The 26,083-nt window shown below is 50.1% G+C and carries 25 protein-coding genes and 1 tRNA gene; 17 read left to right on the forward strand and 9 right to left on the reverse strand.

All coding sequences use genetic code 11. The features are described 5' to 3' along the window. The first annotated feature begins 125 nt into the window (after positions 1 to 125). The 3 genes from rpoD (at position 126) to ACO0LC_RS02360 (ending at position 4,645) form a co-directional block, all read left to right on the forward strand. On the forward strand, positions 126 to 2,897 hold the full coding sequence (gene rpoD, locus ACO0LC_RS02350; RefSeq protein WP_423000239.1) for an RNA polymerase sigma factor RpoD: 2,772 nt from the start codon (positions 126 to 128) through the stop codon (positions 2,895 to 2,897). A gap of 176 nt (positions 2,898 to 3,073) precedes the next feature. Then, positions 3,074 to 3,151 (forward strand) — tRNA-Ile (locus ACO0LC_RS02355). Between the two features lie 6 nt (positions 3,152 to 3,157). Further along, positions 3,158 to 4,645 (forward strand): DEAD/DEAH box helicase, encoded by a 1,488-nt coding sequence (locus ACO0LC_RS02360; protein WP_423000241.1) that lies wholly within the window; start codon positions 3,158 to 3,160, stop codon positions 4,643 to 4,645. A 270-nt stretch (positions 4,646 to 4,915) separates the two neighbouring features. Here the strand turns inward: ACO0LC_RS02360 and ACO0LC_RS02365 are convergent, their stop codons facing one another. From ACO0LC_RS02365 to ACO0LC_RS02375, 3 genes are all read right to left on the reverse strand, one after another. Further along, positions 4,916 to 5,854, reverse strand: a complete 939-nt coding sequence (locus ACO0LC_RS02365) for an ornithine cyclodeaminase family protein (protein ID WP_423000243.1) — start codon at positions 5,852 to 5,854, stop codon at positions 4,916 to 4,918. Between the two features lie 91 nt (positions 5,855 to 5,945). After that, a complete protein-coding gene (locus ACO0LC_RS02370; RefSeq protein WP_423000245.1) occupies positions 5,946 to 6,626 on the reverse strand; it encodes a hypothetical protein in 681 nt (226 codons plus the stop codon). A 1-nt stretch (position 6,627) separates the two neighbouring features. Next, positions 6,628 to 7,125, reverse strand: coding sequence for an RNA polymerase sigma factor (locus ACO0LC_RS02375; RefSeq protein WP_423000247.1), 498 nt, complete (start codon positions 7,123 to 7,125; stop codon positions 6,628 to 6,630). A 449-nt stretch (positions 7,126 to 7,574) separates the two neighbouring features. Between ACO0LC_RS02375 and ACO0LC_RS02380 the strand changes: the two genes are divergently transcribed. The 5 genes from ACO0LC_RS02380 to ACO0LC_RS02400 all read left to right on the forward strand — a co-directional run bounded on the left by ACO0LC_RS02380 (position 7,575) and on the right by ACO0LC_RS02400 (position 9,871). Next, a complete protein-coding gene (locus tag ACO0LC_RS02380) occupies positions 7,575 to 7,991 on the forward strand; it encodes a DUF2946 domain-containing protein (RefSeq protein WP_423000249.1) in 417 nt (138 codons plus the stop codon). Between the two features lie 93 nt (positions 7,992 to 8,084). Beyond that, on the forward strand, positions 8,085 to 8,660 hold the full coding sequence (locus ACO0LC_RS02385) for an SCO family protein (RefSeq protein WP_423000251.1): 576 nt from the start codon (positions 8,085 to 8,087) through the stop codon (positions 8,658 to 8,660). A 28-nt stretch (positions 8,661 to 8,688) separates the two neighbouring features. Then, a complete protein-coding gene (locus ACO0LC_RS02390; protein ID WP_423000253.1) occupies positions 8,689 to 9,138 on the forward strand; it encodes a copper chaperone PCu(A)C in 450 nt (149 codons plus the stop codon). An 11-nt stretch (positions 9,139 to 9,149) separates the two neighbouring features. Further along, on the forward strand, positions 9,150 to 9,344 hold the full coding sequence (locus tag ACO0LC_RS02395; protein WP_423000255.1) for a hypothetical protein: 195 nt from the start codon (positions 9,150 to 9,152) through the stop codon (positions 9,342 to 9,344). Then, positions 9,341 to 9,871, forward strand: coding sequence for a YcnI family protein (locus ACO0LC_RS02400; protein WP_423000257.1), 531 nt, complete (start codon positions 9,341 to 9,343; stop codon positions 9,869 to 9,871). Before ACO0LC_RS02395 ends, ACO0LC_RS02400 begins: the two co-directional genes overlap by 4 nt. A gap of 237 nt (positions 9,872 to 10,108) precedes the next feature. On the opposite strand, the gene ACO0LC_RS02405 is transcribed toward ACO0LC_RS02400, so the two are convergent. The 4 genes from ACO0LC_RS02405 to ACO0LC_RS02420 all read right to left on the reverse strand — a co-directional run bounded on the left by ACO0LC_RS02405 (position 10,109) and on the right by ACO0LC_RS02420 (position 12,069). Then, positions 10,109 to 10,300: a helix-turn-helix transcriptional regulator gene (locus ACO0LC_RS02405; RefSeq protein ID WP_423000259.1), complete on the reverse strand. Its 192-nt coding sequence runs from the start codon at positions 10,298 to 10,300 to the stop codon at positions 10,109 to 10,111. Next, entirely contained in the window at positions 10,297 to 10,689 is a 393-nt protein-coding gene (locus ACO0LC_RS02410) for a hypothetical protein (RefSeq protein WP_423000261.1), read from the reverse strand. Before ACO0LC_RS02410 ends, ACO0LC_RS02405 begins: the two co-directional genes overlap by 4 nt. 313 nt (positions 10,690 to 11,002) lie before the next feature. Further along, entirely contained in the window at positions 11,003 to 11,422 is a 420-nt protein-coding gene (locus tag ACO0LC_RS02415; RefSeq protein ID WP_423000263.1) for an organic hydroperoxide resistance protein, read from the reverse strand. Between the two features lie 194 nt (positions 11,423 to 11,616). Continuing rightward, positions 11,617 to 12,069: a MarR family winged helix-turn-helix transcriptional regulator gene (locus ACO0LC_RS02420; protein ID WP_423000265.1), complete on the reverse strand. Its 453-nt coding sequence runs from the start codon at positions 12,067 to 12,069 to the stop codon at positions 11,617 to 11,619. Between the two features lie 166 nt (positions 12,070 to 12,235). Here ACO0LC_RS02420 and pyrF point away from each other — a divergent pair, with 166 nt between their 5' ends. Further along, on the forward strand, positions 12,236 to 13,054 hold the full coding sequence (gene pyrF, locus ACO0LC_RS02425; protein ID WP_423000267.1) for an orotidine-5'-phosphate decarboxylase: 819 nt from the start codon (positions 12,236 to 12,238) through the stop codon (positions 13,052 to 13,054). 63 nt (positions 13,055 to 13,117) lie between these two features. Here the strand turns inward: pyrF and ACO0LC_RS02430 are convergent, their stop codons facing one another. Beyond that, positions 13,118 to 14,206 (reverse strand): porin, encoded by a 1,089-nt coding sequence (locus ACO0LC_RS02430; protein ID WP_423000269.1) that lies wholly within the window; start codon positions 14,204 to 14,206, stop codon positions 13,118 to 13,120. 347 nt (positions 14,207 to 14,553) lie between these two features. Beyond that, complete coding sequence (locus ACO0LC_RS02435; protein ID WP_423000271.1) at positions 14,554 to 18,195, reverse strand: hydantoinase B/oxoprolinase family protein; 3,642 nt, start codon at positions 18,193 to 18,195, stop codon at positions 14,554 to 14,556. A gap of 522 nt (positions 18,196 to 18,717) precedes the next feature. On the opposite strand from ACO0LC_RS02435, the gene ACO0LC_RS02440 reads away from it, so the two are divergent. The 8 genes from ACO0LC_RS02440 to ACO0LC_RS02475 all read left to right on the forward strand — a co-directional run bounded on the left by ACO0LC_RS02440 (position 18,718) and on the right by ACO0LC_RS02475 (position 26,077). Next, on the forward strand, positions 18,718 to 19,635 hold the full coding sequence (locus ACO0LC_RS02440) for a TRAP transporter substrate-binding protein (protein WP_423000273.1): 918 nt from the start codon (positions 18,718 to 18,720) through the stop codon (positions 19,633 to 19,635). Positions 19,636 to 19,761: 126 nt separating this feature from the next. Further along, the gene (locus ACO0LC_RS02445; protein WP_423000275.1) at positions 19,762 to 21,039 is read left to right on the forward strand and encodes an ABC transporter substrate-binding protein; all 1,278 of its coding nucleotides are present in this window, start codon (positions 19,762 to 19,764) and stop codon (positions 21,037 to 21,039) included. 120 nt (positions 21,040 to 21,159) lie between these two features. After that, complete coding sequence (locus ACO0LC_RS02450; RefSeq protein WP_423000277.1) at positions 21,160 to 22,026, forward strand: branched-chain amino acid ABC transporter permease; 867 nt, start codon at positions 21,160 to 21,162, stop codon at positions 22,024 to 22,026. Positions 22,027 to 22,047: 21 nt separating this feature from the next. After that, positions 22,048 to 23,118: a branched-chain amino acid ABC transporter permease gene (locus ACO0LC_RS02455; RefSeq protein ID WP_423000279.1), complete on the forward strand. Its 1,071-nt coding sequence runs from the start codon at positions 22,048 to 22,050 to the stop codon at positions 23,116 to 23,118. After that, positions 23,115 to 23,828, forward strand: coding sequence for an ABC transporter ATP-binding protein (locus ACO0LC_RS02460; RefSeq protein ID WP_423000281.1), 714 nt, complete (start codon positions 23,115 to 23,117; stop codon positions 23,826 to 23,828). The genes ACO0LC_RS02455 and ACO0LC_RS02460 overlap by 4 nt, the downstream gene beginning before the upstream one ends. After that, positions 23,828 to 24,532: an ABC transporter ATP-binding protein gene (locus ACO0LC_RS02465; protein WP_423000283.1), complete on the forward strand. Its 705-nt coding sequence runs from the start codon at positions 23,828 to 23,830 to the stop codon at positions 24,530 to 24,532. The genes ACO0LC_RS02460 and ACO0LC_RS02465 overlap by 1 nt, the downstream gene beginning before the upstream one ends. A gap of 1 nt (position 24,533) precedes the next feature. Further along, positions 24,534 to 25,352: a putative hydro-lyase gene (locus ACO0LC_RS02470; protein ID WP_423000285.1), complete on the forward strand. Its 819-nt coding sequence runs from the start codon at positions 24,534 to 24,536 to the stop codon at positions 25,350 to 25,352. A 161-nt stretch (positions 25,353 to 25,513) separates the two neighbouring features. Beyond that, complete coding sequence (locus ACO0LC_RS02475) at positions 25,514 to 26,077, forward strand: winged helix DNA-binding protein (protein WP_423000287.1); 564 nt, start codon at positions 25,514 to 25,516, stop codon at positions 26,075 to 26,077. Positions 26,078 to 26,083 lie beyond the last annotated feature (6 nt).

A 26,083-nucleotide genomic window follows, 5' to 3' on the forward strand; every position in this document is an offset into this window, starting at 1 on the left:
GCAACAAACCAGATTTTGCTCTGCGATGCCGATCACTAGATCTGCTGGCAGCGCATTTTCTTTTTTGTGATGTGCCCACAGGCGACTTCCTCAGTTCCGGATGGTTTGATTCAATGGCTAGCGCAATGAAGAAACCCGCGAAAACCCTGAAGTCCACTACGGTAACAAAAGCCGTGGCAGCCGCGCCTAAAAAAGCGCCTGCCACAGCGACGAGCAAGGCAGTGAAAGCCGCAGCAAGTGCTGGCACCAAGGCAAAGACAGTTGCAGCGTCTGTTGCACGGAGTACGAGTAGTAAGGCTGTGAATGTCAGTAAAGCAGACAAGGCAGCGGAGCAAAAAGGGGTTGCGAAAGACGTTAAAGCGCCTAAAGTGATAAAGACCTCACTGGCAGCCGAGACCGTCAAGGTGACGCAGGCAACAAAACAGGCAACAAGTAAAGCAGTATTGAAAACGGCAACAAAAGCCAAAGACACGGATGCACAATCCGCGTCTGCGACAAAAACGGCTGGTAAGGAAGTGAGCGGCAAGAATGCGACACCACCGGCAAGAAAAGGGACTCAGCCAGCAGAGGCGGCCGAATCCCAGCTCAGTGGAAAAACCAGGAGTGCATCTGCAGCCCGGCCAGAACCAGTATCCGTATCATCGAAAGCTTCTGTGACAATTAACAAAACCGATTCAAAGACAGTGACTAAGCCAACCAAGAATTCAACGAAAGCTGCACCAGAGGTGCAGGAAATCAAATCCGGTTCTGCGCCTACCGTAAGCCAGACGACCGATGCTGCGGTGCTTGCCGCAATCGACACTTCCGGCTATGTATTGCCCGGGGTGAAGGTGCCTGGTCGCCGTGGCCGCAAGCCAAAAGAATACCAGCCAGAGAATGAAGAAATCGCAGCACTCAATGCAGTAGAGCGCGCTGAGATGAAAGCCATCGACAAGGCCAAGGCCAAAGACCGCAAGGCCAAAGAAAAGGCTTTGCTCAAAGATGCTTTCTCTTCTGACCCTGAGGCTACTGAAGAAGAACTCGAGCGCCGTCGCCAGAAACTGAAAACCCTGATCAAACTGGGTAAAGACCGCGGCTACCTGACGTTCGCAGAGATCAACGATCACTTGCCAGAAAACGTCGTTGACCCTGAAGCTATCGAAGGCATCATCGGTACCTTCAACGACATGGGTGTGGCCGTCTACGAGCAAGCCCCTGATGCTGAAACCCTGTTATTGTCGGATAACGTCGTCACTGTCACGACCGACGATGATGAAGTTGAAGCTGCTGCTGAAGCTGCACTGTCTACTGTTGACTCCGATTTTGGTCGCACCACTGACCCTGTGCGCATGTACATGCGTGAAATGGGTTCGGTTGAGTTGCTGACGCGCGAAGGTGAGATCGTCATCGCGAAGAAAATCGAAGAAGGCCTGAAAGACATGATACAGGCGATCTCAGCCTGTCCAACCACGATTGCAGAAATCCTGGCTGCGGCTGAACGCATCGCCGCCGATGAAATCAAGATTGATGAAATCGTCGATGGCCTGGTTGACCCGAATGCCGACGAGCAAGCTGCGCCGGTAGTTGTCGTGGTTGCCGAAGAGTCGTCTGAAGAAGATGAAGAAGAAGAGGAAGAAGAAGAGGAAGAAGAAGACGATGATGGCGGTGCCGCAGGCGCAGCTGCAATCTCTGCTGAACAACTCGAACAATTAAAGCGCGATGCACTGGCAAAATTCGAAATCATTTCTACGAATTTTGACAAAATGCGCAAGTCCTACGAAAAAGAGGGCTACAACTCCAAGACCTACGTCAAGGCACAGGAAGCCATTTCTGGCGAATTGCTGGGCATACGTTTTACTGCAAAAGTCGTTGAAAAATTGTGCGACACCCTGCGTGGCCAGGTTGATGAAGTGCGTCATGTGGAAAAGCAGATACTGGAAGTTGTCGTCAATCGTTGCGGCATGCCACGTTCCCACTTCATCAAGGTTTTCCCTGGCAATGAAACCAATCTGAGCTGGGTTGAAGGTGAAGTGAATTCCGGTCATTCCTACAGTGCTGTGCTGGGTCGCAATATCCCTTCAGTACAACAACTGCAGCAAAAACTGATAGACCTGCAAGCACGTGTAGTATTGCCTTTGCCTGATCTGCGTAACATCAATAAAAAGATGTCTGCTGGTGAAATGAAGGCGCGCAAAGCCAAGCGTGAAATGACCGAGGCCAACTTGCGTCTGGTTATTTCCATCGCCAAGAAATACACCAACCGTGGTCTGCAATTCCTGGATCTGATTCAGGAAGGTAATATCGGTTTGATGAAAGCTGTCGACAAGTTTGAATATCGCCGCGGTTATAAATTCTCTACCTATGCAACATGGTGGATACGCCAGGCTATTACCCGTTCTATCGCTGACCAGGCGCGCACGATTCGTATTCCTGTGCATATGATAGAAACGATTAATAAAATGAATCGTATCTCCCGTCAGATTTTGCAAGAGACAGGTGTAGAGCCTGATCCTGCAACGCTGGCGATCAAGATGGAAATGCCGGAAGATAAAATTCGCAAGATCATGAAGATTGCGAAAGAGCCGATTTCCATGGAAACACCGATAGGCGACGATGATGATTCCCATCTGGGCGACTTCATCGAAGACAATCACACACTGGCACCGGCTGATGCGGCTCTGCATGCCTCCATGCGCAATGTCGTCAAGGATGTACTCGATTCCCTGACCCCACGTGAAGCAAAAGTATTGCGCATGCGTTTTGGTGTAGAGATGTCGACCGACCATACTTTGGAAGAAGTGGGCAAGCAATTCGATGTGACCAGGGAGCGTATTCGTCAAATAGAAGCCAAGGCTTTGAGGAAATTACGTCATCCTTCACGTTCTGATAAGCTGAAAAGCTTCCTAGAAGGTAATTAATGTTATATAATGGGCGTCGGTTTTTTCGGTGCCCATTCAATTGATATTGTGCTGAGCTTTTTTGTTGGCACAGTATTTTGCAGGTGGCAGCATCGGGCTTTTCCTGCAAACCTGAAGTATTTGTCCAATCCTGGATTATCCTCAGATTAAAGCAGGCAGAGCTTGCAGAAAGAATTGGGCCTCTAGCTCATGTTGGTTAGAGCAGCGGACTCATAATCCGTTGGTACCGTGTTCGACTCACGGGAGGCCCACCAATTACCATGACTGATATCAAGTCCCCAGATCTACCTACTACTGAACAAACTACACCAGAAGTGAAGTTTGCTGATTTCGGCTTGGCGCCGGAAATCTTGCGCGCCCTGACAGATCAGGGTTATGTGCACCCAACCCCCATTCAAGAACAGGCTATCCCGGTAGTCTTGCAAGGCCGTGATGTCATGGGCGCTGCCCAGACCGGCACAGGCAAGACTGCAGGCTTTTCTTTACCTATTATCCAGTTGCTGCTGGCCCATGCAAGCACTAGTGCTTCACCGGCCCGCCACCCTGTACGTGCGCTGATTTTGACACCGACGCGTGAATTGGCTGACCAGGTCGCAGAAAACGTCAAAGCCTATTCCCGTCACACGCCCTTGCGTTCTACGGTGGTATTTGGCGGCATGGACATGGCACCGCAGACGGCAATCTTGCGCAATGGCGTTGAGATCGTGATCGCCACACCTGGCCGGTTGCTTGACCATGTGCAGCAAAAAACTGTCAACCTGTCGCAAGTCCAAATCCTGGTCATGGACGAGGCTGATCGCATGCTGGACATGGGCTTCTTGCCTGATTTGCAGCGCATCATCAACCTGCTGCCGAAGAAGCGCCAGAACCTGATGTTCTCTGCGACTTTCTCACAAGAGATCAAAAAGCTCGCAGCCAGTTTCCTGACCAATCCGCAAACCATAGAAGTGGCGCGCAGCAATGCTACTGCTGACAATGTCACGCAGATTTTGTACAAGGTATCAGCGGAAGAAAAACGTGATGCTGTGTCCTTCATCATCCGTGAGCGCGGCTTGAAGCAAGTCATCGTGTTTTCCAATACCAAGATAGGTGCTTCACGCCTGGCTGTGCATCTGGTCAAGCAAGGTGTAAAAGCATCGGCGATTCATGGCGACAAGTCACAGCAAGAGCGCATGGCCGCACTCGAAGCCTTTAAGCAAGGTGAAGTTGAAGTGCTGGTAGCGACCGACGTTGCTGCACGCGGCCTGGACATCGCCGAGCTGCCTTGTGTCATTAATTTTGATTTGCCATATAATGCCGAAGACTATGTCCATCGCATAGGCCGCACTGGCCGCGCCGGTGCCAAGGGTGATGCTATCTCCCTGCATACAGATCAGGATGAACGTCTGCTGATCGACATAGAAAAAATGATCAAGCAAAAAATCGTGCGTCTGCATCTGGCTGGTTTTGTGGCGACATCGGTACATCAGCCCGAACACCGCGCACCGCGTGAGCGTAGCGAATCCGGTGATCGTTCAGGTGGTCGTGACCGTTCTGAGCGCGGTGAAAGAAGCGAACGCCCGACGCGTAGCTTCCAGCCCCCAAAAGAAAAAATTGATCCATGGTTCCTCAAGCCTTACGAACCAAGTTCGGGTGCCAGTTCAAGCAGTAGCAATACGACGACTTCCATGGCATCGCCATCAAACGCCAGCACACCAGTCAAGCCACAAAAACGTGCGGCTTTGTTGGGTGGGTTTCCTAAGAACTGATTTGGAAATGGCAAGGTCTATGACTTTGCTGAATGTATATGCTATGCGTAGGTTGGGCCGGGCCTCGCTAGGCTACGCTTCACCAGCCCAACACTCGGCATTTAAATGACGTATACGTTTTTTTAGACCCAGTGTTGGGCTGATACTCCGTAGCCCAACCTACGAGGATGGGCGTTTAAATAACGTATACGTTTATTGATGCCCAGTGTTGGGCTGATGAGACGCCCGGCCCAACCTACGCATTTATCGTAGCTTGCTTAAATCTAATCATCACCCCGCCCACACCAAATTCGCCGCACACAAATCCTCCAGCGCCGTCCCCACCGACTTAAACACCGTCACCTCTGCATCATCCTTGCGCCCGGCATGTTTACCAGAGCATAGCTCCGTCAATTCGGCAACGATCGCTGACCTTGATAAGCTACCATTCGCCAGTGTCTGCGTAATATCCCCAGCCTCCGACAAGGCACCTGCATAGGTATCGACAAACACGGTCGCCCGGCTCATTAGCGTATCATCCACTTCACGCATGTCGGGCTTGAAGCCGCCAACCAGATCCAGGTGTGTACCTGCTCTGACATACTCACTTAATACGATAGGCGTCTTGCTGGTCGTCGCGCAGCAAATGATGTCGGCCGCATGGCAGGCTGCTGCCAGGTCTTCAACAATATGTATCCTGATATGTGCGGGAAACTCTGCATGTTCGCGTATCACTTGTGCGGTAGTTTCCGACTTCCCGATTGATCGGCCCCAGATGCTGATATCAGTAATTACCCTGGTCTGGCAATGCGCAACAGCGATATGCGGTGCCAGGCTGCCATTTCCCACCAATAGCAAATGCTGCGCGTCGCTACGTGAAGCATATGACGATGCCAGCGCAGAGGCTGCCGCCGTACGCCGCAAAGTCAATTCTTCACCATCCATCAAAGCCAGTGGAGCGCCGGTTCTGGTATCAAACAAAATAAAGATTGCGTGCACAGTTGGCAAGTCCGTATTGTGCGGTGCCACCGTCACCAGCTTTACACCCAGATGCCCTTGCGGCTGCCATACCGGCATCAATAACAGGCTGGAACTATCTGTCTCGGACAAAGTATGTGCATGTCGCTTGGGGACGACCATGTCTTCAGTAAAAGCCTGCCGCAAGGCTGGTATCAGTGCGGCATAGGACAGGGCAGTGCTGACTTGCTCTTTATTGAAATAGGGGATCATGTTTTTTGGAAGATAGCGTTACAGATGTATCGTCAAAGTGATTGCCATCAACCATAGCACGGTTCATGCTCTGCTACACAAACAAGCCACTTCACTCTGCTTCACGCGGCATTTCTTCAAACTGCGCAATCTTGCTCAGGAATTGGCGGCTTTGAATAATATCATTGCCAGCCAGCATGTCCGTGAAAGCCTGGAAGCGTGCCGAGTGTTTTAACCGCCCCGACAGCAGTTTGGAAACAGCTATCGCCAGTGGGATAAACAGGATGCCAGCGATCAGACTGGGTCCTATGAAGTTTTCGGTTTTCAGATACAGGTCGACGCCAAACACGCCTTTAAAAAACACCACAATGAAAGGGATGAACCAGACTATCTGCCCCAGTAAAAATGCCCATTTGAACAGGCTCAACCGACGCGCCTTGTGTTCAGCCAATTGTTTTTGCACCATCGTGATGGGCTGGCCAAAATCCATCTCTTGCAAAGCATGGCGTAGCCTGTGATTGAGGACGGGCATGGCAGCCGTCCAGGCCAGCATGGCATAGGCGGGCAAGGCAAATTGCCATTCACTGATGTGATGCCCCAGGAACCAGATCAGAAAGATAAGCACGGGCGTGCCAGCGATGATTTCATATTTATCTGTCCAGCCCCATTTGGTAATGTCGCGCCTGTGCTGCTCCAGTAAAGTCAGGCGCAACATTTGCGTATTCATTCTGACTGCCTGTTCCAGGCGCTGGTCCCTGGCTACCCATTCAGCTTTTAATAGATCGAGATTCATCTTAGCCTCCTTCTGCAAAGCGGGTTTGCAGTTTCTGTTTGATGCGCGTCATGCGCGTGGCAACATTGCTGGCACTCAGGCCCATGATGTTGGCTATTTCATCATTGCCATGACCATCCATAAATAGCAGGATCAGGGCGCGATTTAACTCATCGAGTTCACTGATGAGTTTGTCCAGCATGCGCATATTGTCACTCTGGGCACTGTAAAGCTGTTCTGCCTCGGCGATATCCAGACCAAATTCTTCCAGCGGTACCGTGTCGCGCACTTGCCGCGTCTCGCTCCGATAATGCGAGATCGCGACATTCATGGCGATGCGATACATCCAGGTAGAAAACTGCACACGCTGATCAAAACTACGGAAGGAGCGCCACAACTGCATGACCATGTCCTGCACCAGATCACGCCTGTCTTCAGCGTGGCGGCAATAACCATAAGCTACCTTGTAGAGCAGGCGCTTGTGGGTAGCGAGTTGTTGCAAGAAAAGTTCTTCGTCCATATACCTAGAGTCTGTGCAAATCGTTAGTGGCTAAGCTGCTGCTGGATATTTAAATCTTGTCTGTCAGTGCTAGTGATAATCACAGGATGCGCCAAGTGATGCAGCATGATTGCCCCAGCGGCGTGCTTGGCACAGTAATTGTACTGGCCCTGTCAGGCCAGGGAAATGTCACATCAGAGTAGCAGGTGAAGCAGACTAAATGCGAGACGCGTAGTAGAACAGCCATGATATTCCCCAGAAATAGTGCATTCATGTTTGGTATGCAATTGCAGTGCATCGGTAAACTCTTATTCTTTTATTCGCGTGGGAAGGCATAAATTTACAAACATATAGAAATTATTTTGAGCAACTTACTCAAAAGTATTGAAGTACGCAATTCTTGGCTGATGGTTAATCTGGTCTGCTTTAGTTATAATCTGCACATGCGTATTTCTCACCGACTCCGGCACTTGACGATATGGCTTGCATGTCTTGCCTTGTTGTTCAATGTGCTTAATGGTTTGCTGCCAGCCATGGCTGGCGGGATGGGTGTGGGCAAGACTATTGGTGATATTAGCAGCGTTGGCAACAAGCCAGGCGTGCTTGAGGTGTGTAGTGTCGAGGGTGTCAAACTGATCGATGCTGTGACTGGCAAACTCATCAAGCTGGTGGCTGGCAAGCCTGCGCAAGACAAGCAGCATATGGCTGCGCATTGTGCTTATTGTCTGCCACATGCGGGGTATGATTTTGTCTTGCATGGGTCTGTCGCCAGCCTGCCGCAGCTCAATATGCCTGAGGCTGCTCCCTTACTGTTTTATCAATCTCCACATACTTTATTTGCCTGGATTGCAGCCCAGCCGCGCGGCCCGCCTGTCTATCTGGTTTGAATCTCTTCCTGTTTTAGTTGTATGCACTTGTACATGCTAAAGCGCTATTAATCCATCACCATCGACGATGGTGAATGAAAAAAAGAAATCAAAATGAAACGTCGTTCTGTTTTGACGCTGCTAGGCAGCTTGTCATTGCTGGCTTGCAGCCGCACGCCTGTCGCTTTCACGGGCATAGATATCACTGGAGCTCCTTATGCCAATGATTTTCATTTGCGCGGGCAAGATGGCAAGGAATACAGCCTGGCCAGTTTCAAGGACAAGTATGTGTTGGTGTTTTTTGGTTTTACCCAATGCCCGGATATTTGTCCTACCGCCCTGAGTCGTGCTGTGCACATACGTAAATTACTGGCTGACAGGGCTGAGCAATTGCAGGTAATCTTTATTACCATAGACCCGGAAAGAGATACCCCGGAGTTGCTGACACAATATATGCAAGCATTTGACCCCGGCTTTTTGGGCTTGTATGGTGACATGAAACAAACGCAGGAAGTGGCTGCCGCCTTTAGGGTGTTTTACCAGAAAGTACCCAGCGGCAGTTCTTACACCATGGACCATACCTCCATCAGCTATGTGTTTGATGCCAAGGGCAAGATACGCCTGGCTTTTAAGCATGAACAAACGGCAGAGCAGTGCGCGGCAGATTTGCGCGCGTTGATGACTGCATAAAATCAGTAAATTATTTAAAGGATAAAAAATGACTACATTCAATAAACTCATGATGGCGCTGGCGGCAACTGTACTAAGCATGTCTGCACAGGCCCAGGTCACAGTCAGCGATGCCTGGGTGCGTGCTACCGTGGCACAGCAAAAAGCCACTGGTGCTTTCATGCAAATCAAGTCTGCCAAGGATGTACGTTTGCTGGAAGTGCGTTCACCCGTTGCTGGTGTTGCTGAAATCCATAAAATGGAAATGGTCGACAATGTCATGAAAATGCGTGCTGTCGATGGCATGGACCTGCCCGCAGGCAAGGTGATGGAACTCAAGCCTGGTGCCTATCATGTGATGCTGATGGACTTGAAGGGCCAGGTCAAGGACGGTGATGCCGTGCCGATCACCCTGGTTGTGGAAGGCAAGGACAAGAAGCGTGAAACCATAGAAATCAAGGCGACCGCCAAGCCTTTGAACCAGGCTGCGCAACACTGATGGGTGGCGCTATGAAGAAAACCGGAATTGCTGCTGGCCTTAAGATGCTGCAATGCTTTAATCTGGCGGCCATATGCGCCCTGTCAGTGTGGCATGCCTATGCCTTTTATTTGCATCAGGCCATCACACATGAAGCCAGGCCGCATGTCATGGAATGGCAGCCGCTGCCTGCGCATCAACAAAACACACCGAGGATAATGACATGAAAAAATTACTGATATATAGTCTTTTTGCCGCCGGGAATTTGCTGGTGCAAACAGCTTATGCCCATGTCACGCTGGAGCAGGCCACTGCCAATGCAGGGGCCTATCACAAACTGACATTCAAGATAGGCCATGGTTGTGAGGGCAGTGCCACTACGGCTGTCAAGGTCAGCATTCCTGAAAGCGTCAGCGGTGCCAAGCCCATGCCCAAGGCAGGGTGGAAAATCGATGCCAGCATCTTGCCCTTGAGTGTGCCGTATAACTCGCATGGCAAAACCATCAGCCAGGATGTGCGGGAAGTGAGCTGGACTGGCGGCCCTTTGCCAGATGCGCATTATGATGAGTTTGCCATACAGGTGAAATTGCCTGAGAAGGCTGGCAAGGTGTATTTCAAGGTCACGCAGTTGTGTGAAAAAGGCAGGCTGGACTGGGTGGAAATCCCGGCAGAAGGCCAGGCAGGCAAAAACTTGAAAGCACCTGCGCCTGTGCTGGACGTATTGGAGAAAGCAGAAGTAGCACATCAGCATTGATGTCGCTTCTTCATAAAAAAAGTCCCTGCTCATTGATTGGGCAGGGATTTTTTTTATTGTTGAGATTGGTTTTTATTAAACTGATATAGTTTGCATCAATTTGTGGGTACGCGATGCGCGCACCACCCTCATGGCAAAAATTTTCAAGAGCCTATGGTTTCGTGCATAGCTTTGTTTGTCTATGTTAAGAGATGGCGTGCACGGCGCACCCTGCCAGGTATAGGTCATGCCTCATTTTTATTCAGCCTCGAATATTTTCTCTATCGGTAGCTGGAACAGTTTGGCAATACTGAAAGCCAATGGCAGGCTGGGGTCGTAACGGCCAGTTTCTATCGCATTCACAGTCTGGCGAGATACTTCCAGCAAGTCGGCCAAGTGGGCCTGGCTCCATTCGTGTTGGCTGCGCAATTCTCTGACGATATTTTTCATTGCGATTTCTCTTTCCAGCTACGCAGGCAAGTGATCACACCCCAGGAGCCCATGACCAGAGACCAGGTGACAAACATGCTGAGTTTGGGGAAACCTGTGGTTTCCATGAAACCGTAGCTGAGGGCGAAAGCCGCAGTCAGCGCTGCTGCCATGCCCAGGTTTTCCAGTGACCAGAGGCGCATATATTCATCCATGCGCTGGAATTGCCGGACTATGCTCCAGACCATCAACAAGGCTGGCAGAATGGGGCTGGCGATGATGGCGCTGCGCGCCGGGCTGGTAGCCATGGGGTCGGCGATGTAGTTGCTGCCGAATACAAACAGGCAATACATCGCCAGTGCCGCAAAAAGTTCACGTAAATAAATAGCTTGGGCTTGTTTCTCACGCATCATTTTCTCCAGAGAGTAGTCGTTAGAATAAGTAAAGTTTGCTTTACATATGAGCGCATAAAAAATGCCTCGAAGACTAATCCTGATTTTTTCAGGACAGAGAGCAAGTCTTGCCTAGGCAGTTTTATCCGGAGAGATGTAAAGCATGCTTGTCATCATAGATCAACAAATAAATATGTCAAGCATGCTTTACATCAATGCTGGGATTTTTATATGATTGTGATTTTGTGAGGGCGAAATAAAAAGGCTTGCAGAAAATCATTCTGCAAGCCTGGCTCCTGGTCTTTTTGGGGCTCAACAGCCCCGACATTAATTACAAGACATTCAAAGTCACTTCGATATTGCCGCGTGTTGCATTGGAATACGGGCAGACTTCATGTGCCTTGTGTACCAGTGCTTCTGCTGCTGCGCTATCCATGCCAGGCAGGCTGATGTTCAGCGTCACGGCCAGACCAAAGCCGCCTTTACCATTCGGGCCTATACCAACCAGACCATTGACAGAGACATCAACTGGCAGGGCAATTTTGCCAGCAGCGGCAACAAATTTCATCGCGCCGATAAAGCAGGCGGAATAACCGGCAGCAAACAATTGCTCAGGATTGGTACCTTCGCCACCGGCGCCACCGAGTTCTTTTGGTGTCGTCAGTTTGACGGCTAATTGATTGTCGCTGGAAACGGCGCGGCCATCACGACCGCCAGTTGCTGTTGCATTTGCTGTGTAAAGTACTTGCATGGTGAACTCCTGATTTAAATTGACTGGTTGTTTAGGTTCGACTGCTGAGTCGATGGATAAACTATATCGAACAATTTAATTGTGCGCAATCTAAATTGCGATTGTCTTTTTCTATCATTGCGATAGCATCCGCAAGCCAGATTAGTTCAAATGAGAAAAATGTTAAAGGTTTATTAACTCAAGGACTCAATAGTTCAAGGATTTAATAGTTCATTCCGCAAATCACTGAGCTGGCTGCGCAATTGCATCAGGGTTTCCTTGCTTTGCCCACTGGCGCAGAGAATTTTTTGTGGGATGTCGAGGGCGGCATTGCGTAAATCCTTGCCTGCCGGGGTCAGCGTGATCCTCACCTGGCGTTCATCGCTTTCATCGCGATGGCGCTCCAACAGCCCATTCGCTTCCAGGCGTTTCAACAGAGGCGTCAGGGTGCCAGAATCCAGGAACAGGGCATGGCCTATATCTTTGACCAGCACATTATCCTGTTCCCACAAGACCAGCATGACTAGATATTGCGGATAAGTCAGGCCCAGGGCATCGAGCATGGGCTTGTAAGCCTTGGTCAGCGCCAGGGATGATGAATAAAGCGCAAAGCAGAATTGATTTTCCAGTGCCAGCATATTGATAGGTGTTTCTGTGGGTGTTTTCATTTTGGCATTCTGGCAATGTGTGTAGGGGGGATATGCAGGCATGATAAACAGTTTTTGTATCTGCTGTGCTGAACTTGCTGACGTGCAGGCCAACTCCAAGAGTGCTGCAAGGTATAATGTCGCCCATTATGCGTGCACTGCCACGCCCCACTGTAAGAGGTAAATCGTGACTTTCATAGAAAAACTTTCCGCTGTCTGGACGGCCAATAATTCCCTGCTGTGCGTAGGGCTGGACCCGGATGTTAGCCGCCTCCCGGCAGAACTGGCAGGCAAGCCAGATGCCATTTATGCATTTTGCAAAACCGTGGTGGATGCAACTGCTGACCTGGCTTGCTCCTTCAAACCGCAAATTGCCTACTTTGCAGCCCTGCGTGCTGAAGACCAGTTGGAAGAAATCTGTCGCTATATCAAGTCTGCTTATCCGCATATCCCTGTGATACTCGATGCCAAGCGCGGTGATATTGGTGCGACAGCAGAGCAATATGCCCGCGAAGCTTTCGAGCGTTATGACGCTGATGCTGTGACCGTCAATCCTTACATGGGTTTTGATTCAGTCGCACCTTATCTGGAATGGAAAGACCGCGGTGCCATCGTGCTGTGCCGTACTTCCAATGCAGGCGGCTCTGACTTGCAATTTCTTGATGTTGGCGGCAAGCCGTTGTACCAGCACGTGGCGCAGCTGGTGGCCGATAAATGGAATACCAATGGCCAATGCGCGCTGGTGGTAGGCGCGACCTTTCCTAAAGAGCTGGCACAGGTGCGTGCAGTCATCGGTGACATGCCTTTGCTGGTGCCAGGCATAGGTGCTCAGGGTGGTGATATCGCGGCGACTGTGCAGGCTGGTAAAACAGCCGCAGGTACGGGCATGATGATTAACTCTTCGCGTGCTATTTTATATGCCACACCAGTGGCGGGCGAAAGCATGGCAGAAGCGATCCGCCGTGTGGCGCTGGAAACGCGTGAGGCGATTAATCTGCATCGTTAATTTAAACGCAGTGCCGGAATAATCCTTAATTATTCCGGCGTAAAACTACACTGCAGGTTTTACTTAAAAGCTGTGGCGTATACCCAGGTGCAGTGCACTGTCACCAGAACCCGCCTCAATGGCGCTGCCTACTGTGTAGCCAGCGCCATTTTTGTTATCTATCCTGGCATAGGCTGCATACAGGTCAGTGCGTTTGGATAAGGAATACACATAAGCCACTGCCAGTTGGCTGGTATCCTGGTTCTTTGCGGTCTTGTCGTCTTTGCGGATATAGGATGCCAGTATCTTGTTGCTGCCAAAAGGCACAGTCACACCCAGCAAAAAGTCTGTGGAATCTGTCGATGCAGTTGGCGCGATCAGGCTGCCATAAGGGTTAGCGGTATTGCGCAATGGTGAACTGTTCAGCCCCTTGTTGATGCCATAAGCCAGATGGGCTTTGGCTACACCAAAATCATATGTCGCCGCCAGCAAGGTGGTTTTGCCATCGTCAGTATTTTTCAGTGTTGCCGTGTCATTGTTACGGTTGTGGTAACCAAGACGTACTGCAAATGGGCCGGAGGTGTAGCCAATCGCAGCACCAATTTGACGACCCGCAGAGTTGTCGCCGGCAGTCTCACCAAAGCCATATGCCAGCTCACCCGTAAAACCATCAAAAGAAGGCGTTGCATATTTCAAAGTATTGTCCATGCGGCTGGCACCTGTGCCAGAGTTGGGCATGATATTGGCAGCATCACCCGCAAAGCCTGTGCCAAAAGGATCCGCAAAGGCCAGGGTCAGGTATTCTGGCGTGTATTGGCGACCAGCAGTCAAGGTACCAAAATCACCCTTGACGCCAACATAAGCCTGGCGTCCAAACATCAAGCCACCCTGGCCTGATGAGCCGGCATCGATATTGATGCCGCTCTCCAGCAGGAAGAAGGCAGACAGGCCGCCGCCCAGATCTTCTGTGCCCTTGAAGCCCAGGCGTGAGCCTGAGCCTATGCCGCTGGTCAGTTTGTTGACAGAGCCAGCGCTGCCACCTTTTTCTATGGCGATGCCAGTGTCAGCAATGCCGTAAATAGTGACGGTGGATTGTGCCGCAGCAGAACCGGCGAAAGTGCTCATAAAGCCAATAGCACCCATCATGCTTAAGGCAAGGAAAGTCTTTTTCATTTGATACTCTCAAAAATAGATAAGGAAATGATGCGCACTAAAAAATCGCCTTTGCATGGTGTGTGCTGGATCAGCAATGTGATCCTTGGCCGCGATTACCAACCGGATTTCCTGCGATTGCAGTCGGCAATTTATTATCGATGAAAAATCATTGGTTTACATATAATTTATTAATAATTCATCGATAAAAAATCATGTTAACGTTGTTAAAAAGTTGAAATTGAGTTGGGGAAATATTAGTTCTCTTGGGTTTGCGGAATTTTCGCGACTGTTTGTCACAAAATAAAAGGCTGGGTGATAGCTCTTCACCCAGCCTGTGCTACAAGCTTCAAATATGCAACGAGTGTTTATGCTTTTCCGTAGCCACCACCACCCGGCGTTTCAATAACGAAGATATCGCCAGGCTGCATGTCGGTGCTGGCGACAAAACCCAGTTCCTCGGTCTTGCCATCATTTCTGATGACGTAGTTTTTACCGCAGGCACCAGAGGCGCCACCTGCTGCACCAAAGGGGGCAAACACACGATTATTCGAGAGTATTGAAGCCGTCATGTTTTCCAGGAAACGTATCTTGCGCACGCCACCATTGCCGCCATGCCAGCGACCTGCACCGCCTGAATCTGGCTTGATCTCATAGCTCTCCAGCCTGACGGGGTAACGCCATTCCAGTATCTCGGGATCAGTCAGGCGTGAATTGGTCATGTGGGTTTGCACTACATCCGTACCATGGAAACCTTCACCCGCACCAGAGCCGCCAGAGATGGTTTCATAGTATTGATAATCATCATTACCAAAGGTAAAGTTATTCATGGTGCCAGGTGAAGATGCCACCACGCCCAGTGCACCATACAAAGCATTGGTGATGCAACTTGAGGTTTCCACATTGCCGGACACTACAGCAGCCGGATAGCGCGGATTAAGCATCGAGCCTTCAGGGATAATCACTTTCAGCGGTTTCAAACAACCGGCATTGAGCGGGATGTCATCATCGATCAAGGTCCTGAATACATACAATACGGCAGCCATGCATATCGCACTCGGCGCATTGAAGTTATTGTTCAGTTGCGGTGAGGTCCCAGTGAAATCCACTTCTGCAGAACGTGATGCATGATCAACACGAATGGCCACTTTGATGATGGCACCATTGTCGAGCTTGTATTCATAATGGCTGTCCTGCAATGCCGTGATGACACGTCTGACGGCTTCTTCGGCATTGTCTTGCACATGGCCCATATAGGCTTGCACGACATCCAGGCCGTAGTGCTGCACCATCTTGAGTAATTCATCGACACCTTTCTGATTGGCAGCAATTTGTGCCTGGAAGTCAGCCAGGTTTTGATGGATATTGCGGCAAGGGTATTTGCCGGAAGAGAGCAGGGCTATGGTTTCTTTTTCCAGGAACTTGCCAGCACTGACCAGCTTGAAATTATTGATCAACACACCTTCTTCTTCGACCACTGTGCTGTCTGCTGGCATGGAACCAGGTGTGATGCCGCCTATGTCAGCATGGTGACCGCGTGAACCTACGTAGAACAAGACCTCGGTACCTTCCGCATTGAAGGCAGGTGTGATGACTGTGACGTCAGGCAGGTGGGTGCCACCATTGTAGGGGTCATTGAGCATATACACATCACCCGGCTGCATGCTGCCTGCATTGGCGCGGATGATGGTCTTGATACTGTCACCCATGGAGCCCAGATGCACAGGGATATGCGGTGCATTCGCGATCAGATTACCTTCTGCATCAAACAGGGCGCATGAGAAATCCAGGCGCTCCTTGATATTGACCGAGAAGGCAGTATTTTGCAGACGCAAGCCCATTTGCTCGGCGATGCTCATGAACAGGTTGTTGAACACTTCCAGCATGACCGGGTCAGCCTTGGTACCTATGGCCTGGCGCTTGGGGCGAGCTTCCAGACGAGTGAATACCAGGTGGTCTAGTGCTGTCACTTCCGCGCCCCAGCCTGGTTCTATGATGTTGGTGGCATTTTTTTCTGCGATGATGGCTGGCCCCTTGATCTTGTCGCCGGGGCGCATATCATCGCGGTCATACAAGCTTGTGTCATGCCATTGCCCGCCAGAGAATAACTGGACGATTTCCACGGGCTTCAAGGGCTGCGCATTCTCCCGTGGAGGCAAATGCTCTACACTTTCATTGCCTTCGCCGGAATTACCTATGGCTTCGACAGAAATCGCTTCTATGACGAGCTGCTTGGCAGTCATGAGGAAGGAGTAGCGTTTTTTGTAGGCAGATTCAAATTGATGAATCATGCTGGCAATATCCTGCATGGCCACGACGATGACAGAATCCGTCCCTTCATAGCGCAAGTGCACACGTTGCTTGACGCTGAGGTTTTCTGGTGTGACACCCTGGCTCAGCAAATCATTGCTGGCGGCGTCGGACAAGCGTGCCAGTTCTTTTTCCAATGTAGGTATGGAGGTGGGCGCGAGTGGCAGCTCCATTGCCAGTTCGCGCATGGCAGTCTGGTCTGCCAGGCCCATGCCGTAAGCAGACAATACACCTGAGAATGGGTGGGCAAATACTTTGGTCATGCCCAAAGCATCGGCCACCAGGCAGGCATGCTGGCCGCCTGCGCCGCCAAAGGTAGTCAGGGTATAGTCAGTCACATCATGGCCACGCTGTACCGAGATAAATTTGATCGCATTGGCCATATTGCCGACGGCAATTTCAATAAAGCCTTCTGCCACTTCTTCAGGGGACTTGCGTATGCCTGTGGCTTTTTCTATCTCTGCAGCCATGGCTGTGAATTTCTCAACGACAGCATCACGGTCCAGCGACATATCAGCTTTGGGACCAAACACTTTAGGGAAATAGCTGGGCTGGATTTTACCCAGCATGACATTGCAATCAGTCACCGCCAACTGCCCACCGCGCCTGTAACTGGTGGGGCCAGGATTGGCACCTGCACTGTCAGGGCCTACGCGATAGCGGGTACCGTCAAAATGCAGGATGGAACCGCCGCCAGCAGCAACAGTATGTATGCTCATCATCGGCGCCCGCATCCTGACACCGGCGACCTGGGTTTCAAATTCGCGCTCAAACTCACCGGCGTAATGGGACACGTCAGTCGATGTACCACCCATGTCAAAGCCGATGATCTTGTCAAATCCCGCAGTCTGGGCAGTGCGCACCATGCCGACTATGCCACCTGCCGGGCCTGACAAGATGGAGTCCTTGCCCTGGAAGCGATGTGCATCTGTCAGGCCGCCATTGCTTTGCATGAAGAACAGGCGCACGCCATCCATCTTGCTGGCAACCTGGTCAACATAACGGCGCAGGATAGGAGACAGATAAGCATCTACTACCGTGGTGTCGCCGCGCGAGATCAGCTTCATCATCGGGCTGACCTGGTGGGAAATCGAGATTTGCGTGAAGCCTGCTTCAGCAGCCAGTTTGCCTATGATGCCTTCATGCTGGGTATGTCGATAGCCATGCATGAGCACTATCGCTAATGCGCGGTAGCCATCTTTATAGAGGGTAGCCAATTCATTTTTGACCGCAGCTTCATCCAGGGCTTGCAAGACTTTGCCATGTGCATCTATGCGTTCATCAACTTCCACGACTTTTTCATACAAGAGTTCTGGCAGGATGATATGGCGGTCAAACAGGCGAGGGCGGTTTTGATAAGCGATGCGCAAGGCATCACGAAAACCTTTGGTGATAATCAGCGCAGTCGGGTCGCCCTTGCGTTCCAGCAGGGCATTGGTGGCGACGGTGGTGCCCATCTTGACGGCTGACACCAGCTCAGGCGAGATATTCTGGTCGGCGCTCAAACCCAGCAAGCCTTGTATGCCTGCTACGGCAGCATCTTTATATTGCTCAGGATTTTCTGACAGCAGTTTATGGGTCAGTAATTTGCCATCCGGGCGGCGCGCCACGATATCAGTAAACGTACCACCTCTATCTATCCAGAATTGCCAGCGTTGATCTTCAACGAAGTCATTGTGTGCCTGTTTCTGTTTATTCATTTTGCAACCACCTTTCATAAAGAGATGTTGCCGTTTAGCGGCAAAGTCTTGTCCCGGTCTGGAGCCATTTTTATTTCGGGCTGCAAATTTTGTGTCAAAAATCAGACAGTAATTTGTTTACAGCTTACGCCCGGAATGTTCAGGTGCAATGGATATCCAATATTTAAAAAGCAAAAAAGTTCACTGTTCTTGTGCATCGCCGCTACAGCGTGGTGCGGTTTTTTTATCTATATCTACTATAAGGAAAAAATTTTTATAAACATCTTGTAGATTTTTCCTTTGATGTTATTGTAGTAGTTAATCAGATTAAATGTAAGATATTTTATTGACGTTTTATCGATAAAACGTTTACGATGTGATGTGTTGAAAGGGTAAATAATGTTGGATTCAATTCAAGGCAAGCCAAGTTTCTCCTGCTTATCTACTCACTTATCTGCTTACTTATTTGATTATATTTGTAGACGATTTGTTGTTTTTTGCATGTTGGCGATGGCATTTACAGTGAATGTATATGCAGAGACTATGGATATACGTATTGCCACGGCCTATGCAGCAGATAATTTTCAGACCATGAATTTGCAGCAGTTCGCCAAGGAAGTCGCAAGTGCCACAAATGGCCAGGTGAAGATGACAGTGTTTGCTGCTGGCAGCTTGTTAAAACCGGCAGAGATATTTTCTGGCGTGGTAAATGAAAAAGCAGAGGCGGGTGAAGTCATCATGTCCAGCCTGGCGAAAGAAATACCGGTGTTTGGCCTGGATTCATTGCCATTCACAGTCAGGGGTTATGAAGATGCGCATCATCTCTGGCAGGCATCGAGAACAGAAGTAGAGAAGGCGTTGGCCAAGCGTGGTTTGAAATTGCTGTATTCCGTGCCTTGGCCACCGCAGAATTTGTATTCGAAAAAGCCCTTGAGTTCATTGGCAGATTTCAAGGGCATGCGCATGCGCAGTTATAACCCGGCCAGTGAACGTATCGCTGAATTGGCGATGGCGACCGCAGTACCAGTACAAGTGATAGACCTGGAAAAGGCAATTGCCAGCGACAAGCTGGACGTAATGATTACCTCAAGCTGGACCGGGGTGGAAACCAAGGCGTGGAGCAGGATGGTGTACTACTACCAGGCCCATGCATGGATACCAAAAAATATCGTCTTCATTAGCCAGAAAGTGTTTTCCAGGCTGGATGCCGGGACGCAAAAGAAGATGATGGATGCGGCAGAGTCAGCAGAAAAACGCGGTTGGGCTATGAGTCGTGATAGTGATGCAGGTTTTGAAAACCAGCTACGTAATAACAAGATCAAGATAGACCGGGTAGATGCATTATTAAGAAATAACCTCGACAGACTGGGTGAACAGTTTGTCAGGGAGTGGCTGAAAACGGCAAGCAATGAAGAGGTAGCAATTTTATTGAAATACACGACTGAAAGGTCGATGAAGTAAATCCTTGGCTGGCAATTGCAAAAAAAATCAGGCAAGGGCAGAAGTAGCAAACCAGGAAATCAGGAACTGGCTCTCATCAAAGTTATAAGAGAGGGCTGACATTTAATTAAATTGGAGCGTTTAATAATGTTTACAAATACCATCAAAAAAATTGCCCGCGCTGGCTTGCTCGCCAGCCTGGGCCTGAGTTTTTGCTACTCTGCCTATGCGCAGCAAGAAATCAAGATAGGAGTGATTTATCCCTTGTCCGGCGCTGCTGCATCATCTGGCGGTGAAATGAAAAACGCGCTGGAACTAGCCGCCGACATCGTCAACAACGGTGCCAAGAGTGTACCTAATCTGCCATTTTCTGCGGGCGGCGGCTTGCCTAATCTGAAAGGCGCAAAAATCAAACTGGTGTTTGCCGACCATCAGGGTAATCCACAAATCGGCGCGACAGAAACTGAAAGACTGATTACCCAGGAAAAAGTAGTTGCCATCGTTGGCGCCTATTTCAGTAATGTGACGGCGACTTCCAGCCAGGTGGCAGAAAAATACAAAATCCCCTATGTGAATCCTGAATCATCGTCTTCTACCCTGACACAGCGCGGCTTCAAATGGTTCTTCCGCACTACGGCGCATGATGATTTATTTGTTCATAATTTCTTTGATTTTTTCAAAGAGCTGGAAGCCAAGAAAGGTATCAAGGTCAAACAACTGGCTACCTTCAATGAAAATACCTTGTGGGGTAATGAAACCACCAAGCTTGAAACCAAGCTGGCGGCAGAGAAGGGCTATAACCTGGTAAAGACCATCGTCTATCCAGCCAAGAGCACGCAACTGACTTCTGAAGTGCAGCAATTGAAATCAGCCAGCCCGCAAGTCGTCATGCAGTCTTCCTACCTGGGTGACGCCATCATGTCCATGAAAACCTATAAGGAACTGGGCTTTTCACCTGAGATGATTCTGGCGAACAATGCAGGATTTACCGACACAGAATTCCGCCGCACCCTGGGCAAGGACGCTGACTACGTCATCACCCGCGAAGTCTGGTCGCCAGACCTGGCAAAAAATAACCCGCTGATCAAGCAAGTCAATGATTTGTATAACAGCAAATACAAGGCTGACTTTACTGGCAATTCTTCGCGCACCTTTACTGGCTTGATGACCCTGGTTGATGCGATCAACCGCGCCGGTTCTACCGAGCCAGAAGCCATCCGCAAAGCACTGACTGAAACCAATATCCCCGCCAATAAACTCATCATGCCATGGAAGGGTGTGAAATTTGATGAGCATGGTCAAAACGTGCTTGGTTCCGGCATCCTGGTGCAGATCATTGATGGTAAATACAACACGGTATGGCCTTTTGACCTGGCGACTAAAGATGTGGTTTGGCCTATGCCCAAGTGGGATCAACGCAAGTAATAAATTCGAAAAAACATGAAGCACGCTTGCCCGGTCTTTGGTCGGGCAAGTTAGAAACTCAGAAAAAAATATCTGGCGATACCTGAGGTCGGATATACATATAGGAAGTGCGAGGAGAAAATGTCCCTTGAAATTATTATTCAAACCCTGGCGTCAGGGATCTTGATCGGTTTGATCTATGCGCTGGTGGCGATAGGTTTGACGCTGATCTTTGGCGTCATGGATGTCGTCAACTTTTCCCATGGTGAGTTTCTGATGTTCGGCATGTATTCCAGTTTCTGGATGTATTCGCTGTTTGCATTGGACCCCATATTTACCCTGCCTTTAACGGCACTGTTCTTGTTTGCGCTGGGCACGATGTTGTACAAGCTCATCATCAAGAAGATCACCAATGCACCCATGCTGTCGCAGATTTTTACCACCTTCGGTTTGATGATGTTGTTCCGCGGTCTGGCCCAGTTTTTCTGGAAACCAGATTTCAGGACGGTGGATCATTCCATCGTATCCGGAGCTGTTCAGATATTCGGCATACAGGTGGGCATGCCGCAAGTGACAGCGGGTGTTGGTGCCATCCTGGTGACTATGGGAATTTACCTTTTCCTCACCAAGACGCGTGCCGGGGCAGCACTGGAAGCGACTGCGGCAGACAAGGAAGCGGCGCAACTGATGGGCATAGATTCACAAAAAATGTTTGCCATGGCCTGGGGGATAGGCGCGGCCTGTGCTGGTGTGGCAGGCGCCTTGCTGTCAACCTTTTTTCCTATCTTCCCGGAAGTGGGGGCGAACTTTATCCTGATTGCTTTTGTCGTGGTGAATTTGGGTGGATTTGGTAGCGTGATTGGCGCCTTGTTTGCCGGGATCATCGTCGGTGTTATCGAAGTCATGGGTGGTTTTCTGATAGGGCCGCAATACAAATTAGCCTTGGTGCTTGGCGTGTTCCTGGCGGTGTTGATGTTCCGTCCGCAAGGACTGATGGGTAAGCAATAGCGTAGAAGAGAAGGTACAAAAATGAACATACAAGACAAAACCGTGATCTCGGCGCATGAATTGCTGGCACCAGATTCACATGGTAATTCCTCGGTCAAATACATCCTGCTGGCTTTATGTCTGCTTGCTGCATTGCTGGTGCCTGTGGTGGTTAAAGACCCTTCGCATCAGAACTTGGCGATCTTGATATTGATGGCAGCACAACTGGGCGTGGCCTGGAATATCGTAGGTGGTTATGCAGGCCAGGTTTCACTGGGGCATGTCGCTTTTTACGGCCTGGGTGCTTACACCTCGACATTGTTGCTGACGCAATTTGGCCTGAACGCCTGGGTGGCAATGATCTGTGGCGGCATACTGGCAGCAGCTGTCAGTCTGGTCATAGGCTGGTCATGCTTTCGTCTCAACGGGCATTACTTTGGCATGGCGACTATTGCGGTGGCTGAAATCATCCAGATCATCTTCACTAACTGGGAATATGCCGGTGCAGCTGTTGGCCTGACCCTGCCTATGGATCAGCAAGGCTGGGGCAGCATGATATTTACTGACAAGGCACCGTATTACTACATTGCCCTCGGTCTTTTGTTGCTGACGCTGGCGGTCAATTACTGGATAGAACACAGCTATCTGGGTTACTACTTCCGTGCCATCAAGGATGAACCAGATGCCGCACGCAGCCTGGGTATCAACCTCAGCCGCTATAAGCAAATCGCTTTTGCCGTCAGCAGTTTCTTTACCGCCATCGGCGGCAGCCTGTATGCACAAAAGGAATTGTATATAGACCCAGGCTCAGTCCTGCACACTGGCTTGTCGATCAAGATGGCATTGGTATCTATCCTCGGTGGGGTAGGCACTTTGCTAGGGCCAGTCATAGGCGCAGGTGTCTTGACCTTCATTGAGGAGGGTACGCGTGCCCTGTTTGGTGGCTCTGGTCGCGGTACTGACCTGGTTATTTATGCGGCCTTGATCGTGGTGATTGCCGTGTATTACCCGACAGGGGTATTGGGGTGGATCAAGCAATTTTTTGCGCGCAGAAAAGCAGTCAAGGCACAAAAAGAACAGGACGTTCAAGAGGCAAAAAGGGAGGCAGCATGAGCTTGTTGCGAGTAGAAAGCGTCAGCAAACGCTTCGGCGGCATCACCGCCAACCAGGATGTCTCATTTGAAGTAGGCGCTGGCAAGATCGTTGGCCTGATAGGCCCGAACGGTGCAGGCAAGACCACCATGTTCAATTGCATCGCCGGTTATGCGCCACCGACTACCGGTGAAATCTGGATGAATGACATCAAGGTATCCGGCATGAGCCCTGAGCAGTGTGCGCGTGCTGGCATAGGCCGTACCTTCCAGGTGGCACGTACTTTCACCAGCATGACCGCGCTGGAAAATGTCATGGTAGGAGCTTTTTTGATCAACAAGAATGTCGCCGATGCCAGGCAGAGTGCAGGGAAATTGCTGAGCTTTGTCAACCTGGGGCAATTCAAGGATAAGCCAGCAGGCAGTATGACTATCAGTGAGCAGCGCCGCCTGGCGGTGGCACGTGCACTGGCAGTCAAACCACGCCTGTTGTTGATGGATGAAGTCATGGCTGGGCTGAACCCGACTGAGGTAAGAGAGACCGTCGATGTAGTCTTGAAAATCCGTGAAGAAGGTATTTCCTGCCTCATCGTTGAACACGTGCTGGAAGGCATCATGCCGATTGCTGACGCCATCGTCGTGCTTGATTACGGCAAGAAGATTGCCGAAGGCAGTCCTGAACAAGTATCCAAGGACCCTAAAGTGATCGCTGCTTATCTGGGAGATGAATGATGCTGCAAGTAAGAAATCTGAGAGTCAGTTATGACGGTGTGCTGGCCTTGTCCAAGGTCGATATCGATGTAGAGAAAGGCAAGATTGTTGCCCTGGTCGGTGGTAATGGCAATGGTAAGTCCACTACCTTGCGGGCAATCGCAGGTTTGAATGCGGCGGATGCGGGTCAGATTGTATTCGATGGCAAGCCACTGGAAAAAATACCGGCCTGTAAACGAGTAGGCCTGGGTTTGTCGCTGGTGCCGGAAGGGCGACGCATCTTCGCCCGTCTGACAGTAGAAAGAAATCTGCAGCTAGGGGCATACACACGCCGCGATGATGACGAAGTAGCTGAGTCCATAGATACTATGTACAACCTATTCCCCATCCTCAAGGAAAGGCGCTATCAACTCGCAGGTACCATGAGTGGCGGTGAGCAGCAGATGCTGGCGATAGGACGTGGCCTGATGGCCAAGCCCAAGATGCTTTTGCTCGATGAGCCATCCTGGGGGATTGCACCCAAATTCGTCACCAAGGTGCTCGATACCATACAACTGATCAATCAACAGGGTATGTCGATATTGCTGGTCGAGCAAAACCTGCACAAGGCTTTGGCGATTGCTCATCATGGTTATGTGATACAGACAGGTCGCATCGTCATGCAGGGCACAGGGCAAGAGTTGCTCAATAATGAAGATGTCAAAAAAGCCTACCTGGGAGTCTGATATGCAAGCAGATGACAACAGGCTAAAAAACTATTCGGCAATCAGCACAAGAGAATTACGCAAGCTGTGCCGTACTGGAGAATTCACAGGCCCGACATCTGGACTGGCCCATGGTCATGTGCAAGCCAATCTGATGATAGTGCCCAGGGAATACGCTTTTGATTTTTTACTGTTTTGCCAGCGCAACCCCAAGCCTTGCCCTTTGGTGGAAGTGCTGGAAGCAGGCCTGTTTGAAGCGCAATGTGCACCAGGCTCGGATATCCGCACCGACCTTGGCGCTTACCGCATCTATGAACATGGGCAATTGCAAAAAGAAGTAGGCGATATCAGAGATATCTGGGATACCAGCGGGCCGGATGGCCTGGTCAGTTTTTTATTGGGTTGCAGTTTTTCTTTTGAAGCGGCCTTGCAGGATGCTGGTATACCCTTGCGCCATATTCAGCAAAATAAAAATGTGGCGATGTATCGCACTTCCCTGCCTTGTGTCCCTGCCGGACGTTTCTGCGGCAATATGGTGGTCAGCATGCGTCCAGTCAAAAGCCGGGATATTGCCAGGGCAGTAGAGGTGTCGGCACGTTATCCGCAGGTACATGGTGCACCTGTACATATAGGCAATCCAGCGGCGCTAGGCATACAGGATCTGGCTTTGCCGGACTATGGCGATGCTGTGGATATTGCAGAGGACGAATTACCGGTCTTTTGGGCTTGCGGCGTTACGCCGCAATATGTGGCTGAGCTCAGCAAACTGCCTTTCTGTATCTCGCATGCACCAGGCAAGATGTTTGTGACAGACTTGTCTACTGATGATATGCGTTGTTGATGTAGATGGTGATGTTGATGGATAAACGTGCTTCATTGATCAAAATATCGATTTTTTATTGATAAATCAGTGCAAAAAGACTGTTTTTTTTAACAAAGAAGATAAAATTAAACAAAGCACTTTGTGCATCTTTCATTCAATTTAAATTATAAATAATCAATATGTCCACAAAAAAACCTCAAAAAAAGACTGGGCTGAGCCCTGCTGCATCCAGCGCTACCCCTAGAGTACCCATCGTCTCCTCTTCCCATCTGGCTGAGGGCAGGAGTTCAGAATTGAGTGAATTTGAGTTTGGAATGATTATCGCCAGCAATGCCTTTAACCGCTGGGCAGTCAGATGCATGGCGGCGGTGGGCATGAAAGACATGACCATCACTGATGTGCTGGTGCTGCACCATATCAATCATCGCGCCAGGGAAAAGAAACTGGCCGACATAGCCTTCATCTTGAATATAGAAGATACCCATATCGTCAATTATTCATTGAAAAAATTGCAGGCCTTGAAACTCGTGCAAACAGAAAAACGTGGCAAGGAAATCTTGTATTCGACCAATGAAGCAGGTAGGGATGTTTGCCAGCGTTATTCGGAAATCCGTGAGCAGGTACTGGTATCTGCACTGACAGGTGATGGTACAGAAAGCTTTGAATTAAGCGAGTTGGCGCGCTTTTTACGTGTCTTGTCTGGCTTGTATGAGCAGGCGGCCAGGGCGGCTACGTCACTGTAGTTTCTG

The sequence above is a fragment of the Undibacterium sp. JH2W genome (assembly GCF_049340425.1).
GTDB lineage: Bacteria > Pseudomonadota > Gammaproteobacteria > Burkholderiales > Burkholderiaceae_D > Undibacterium.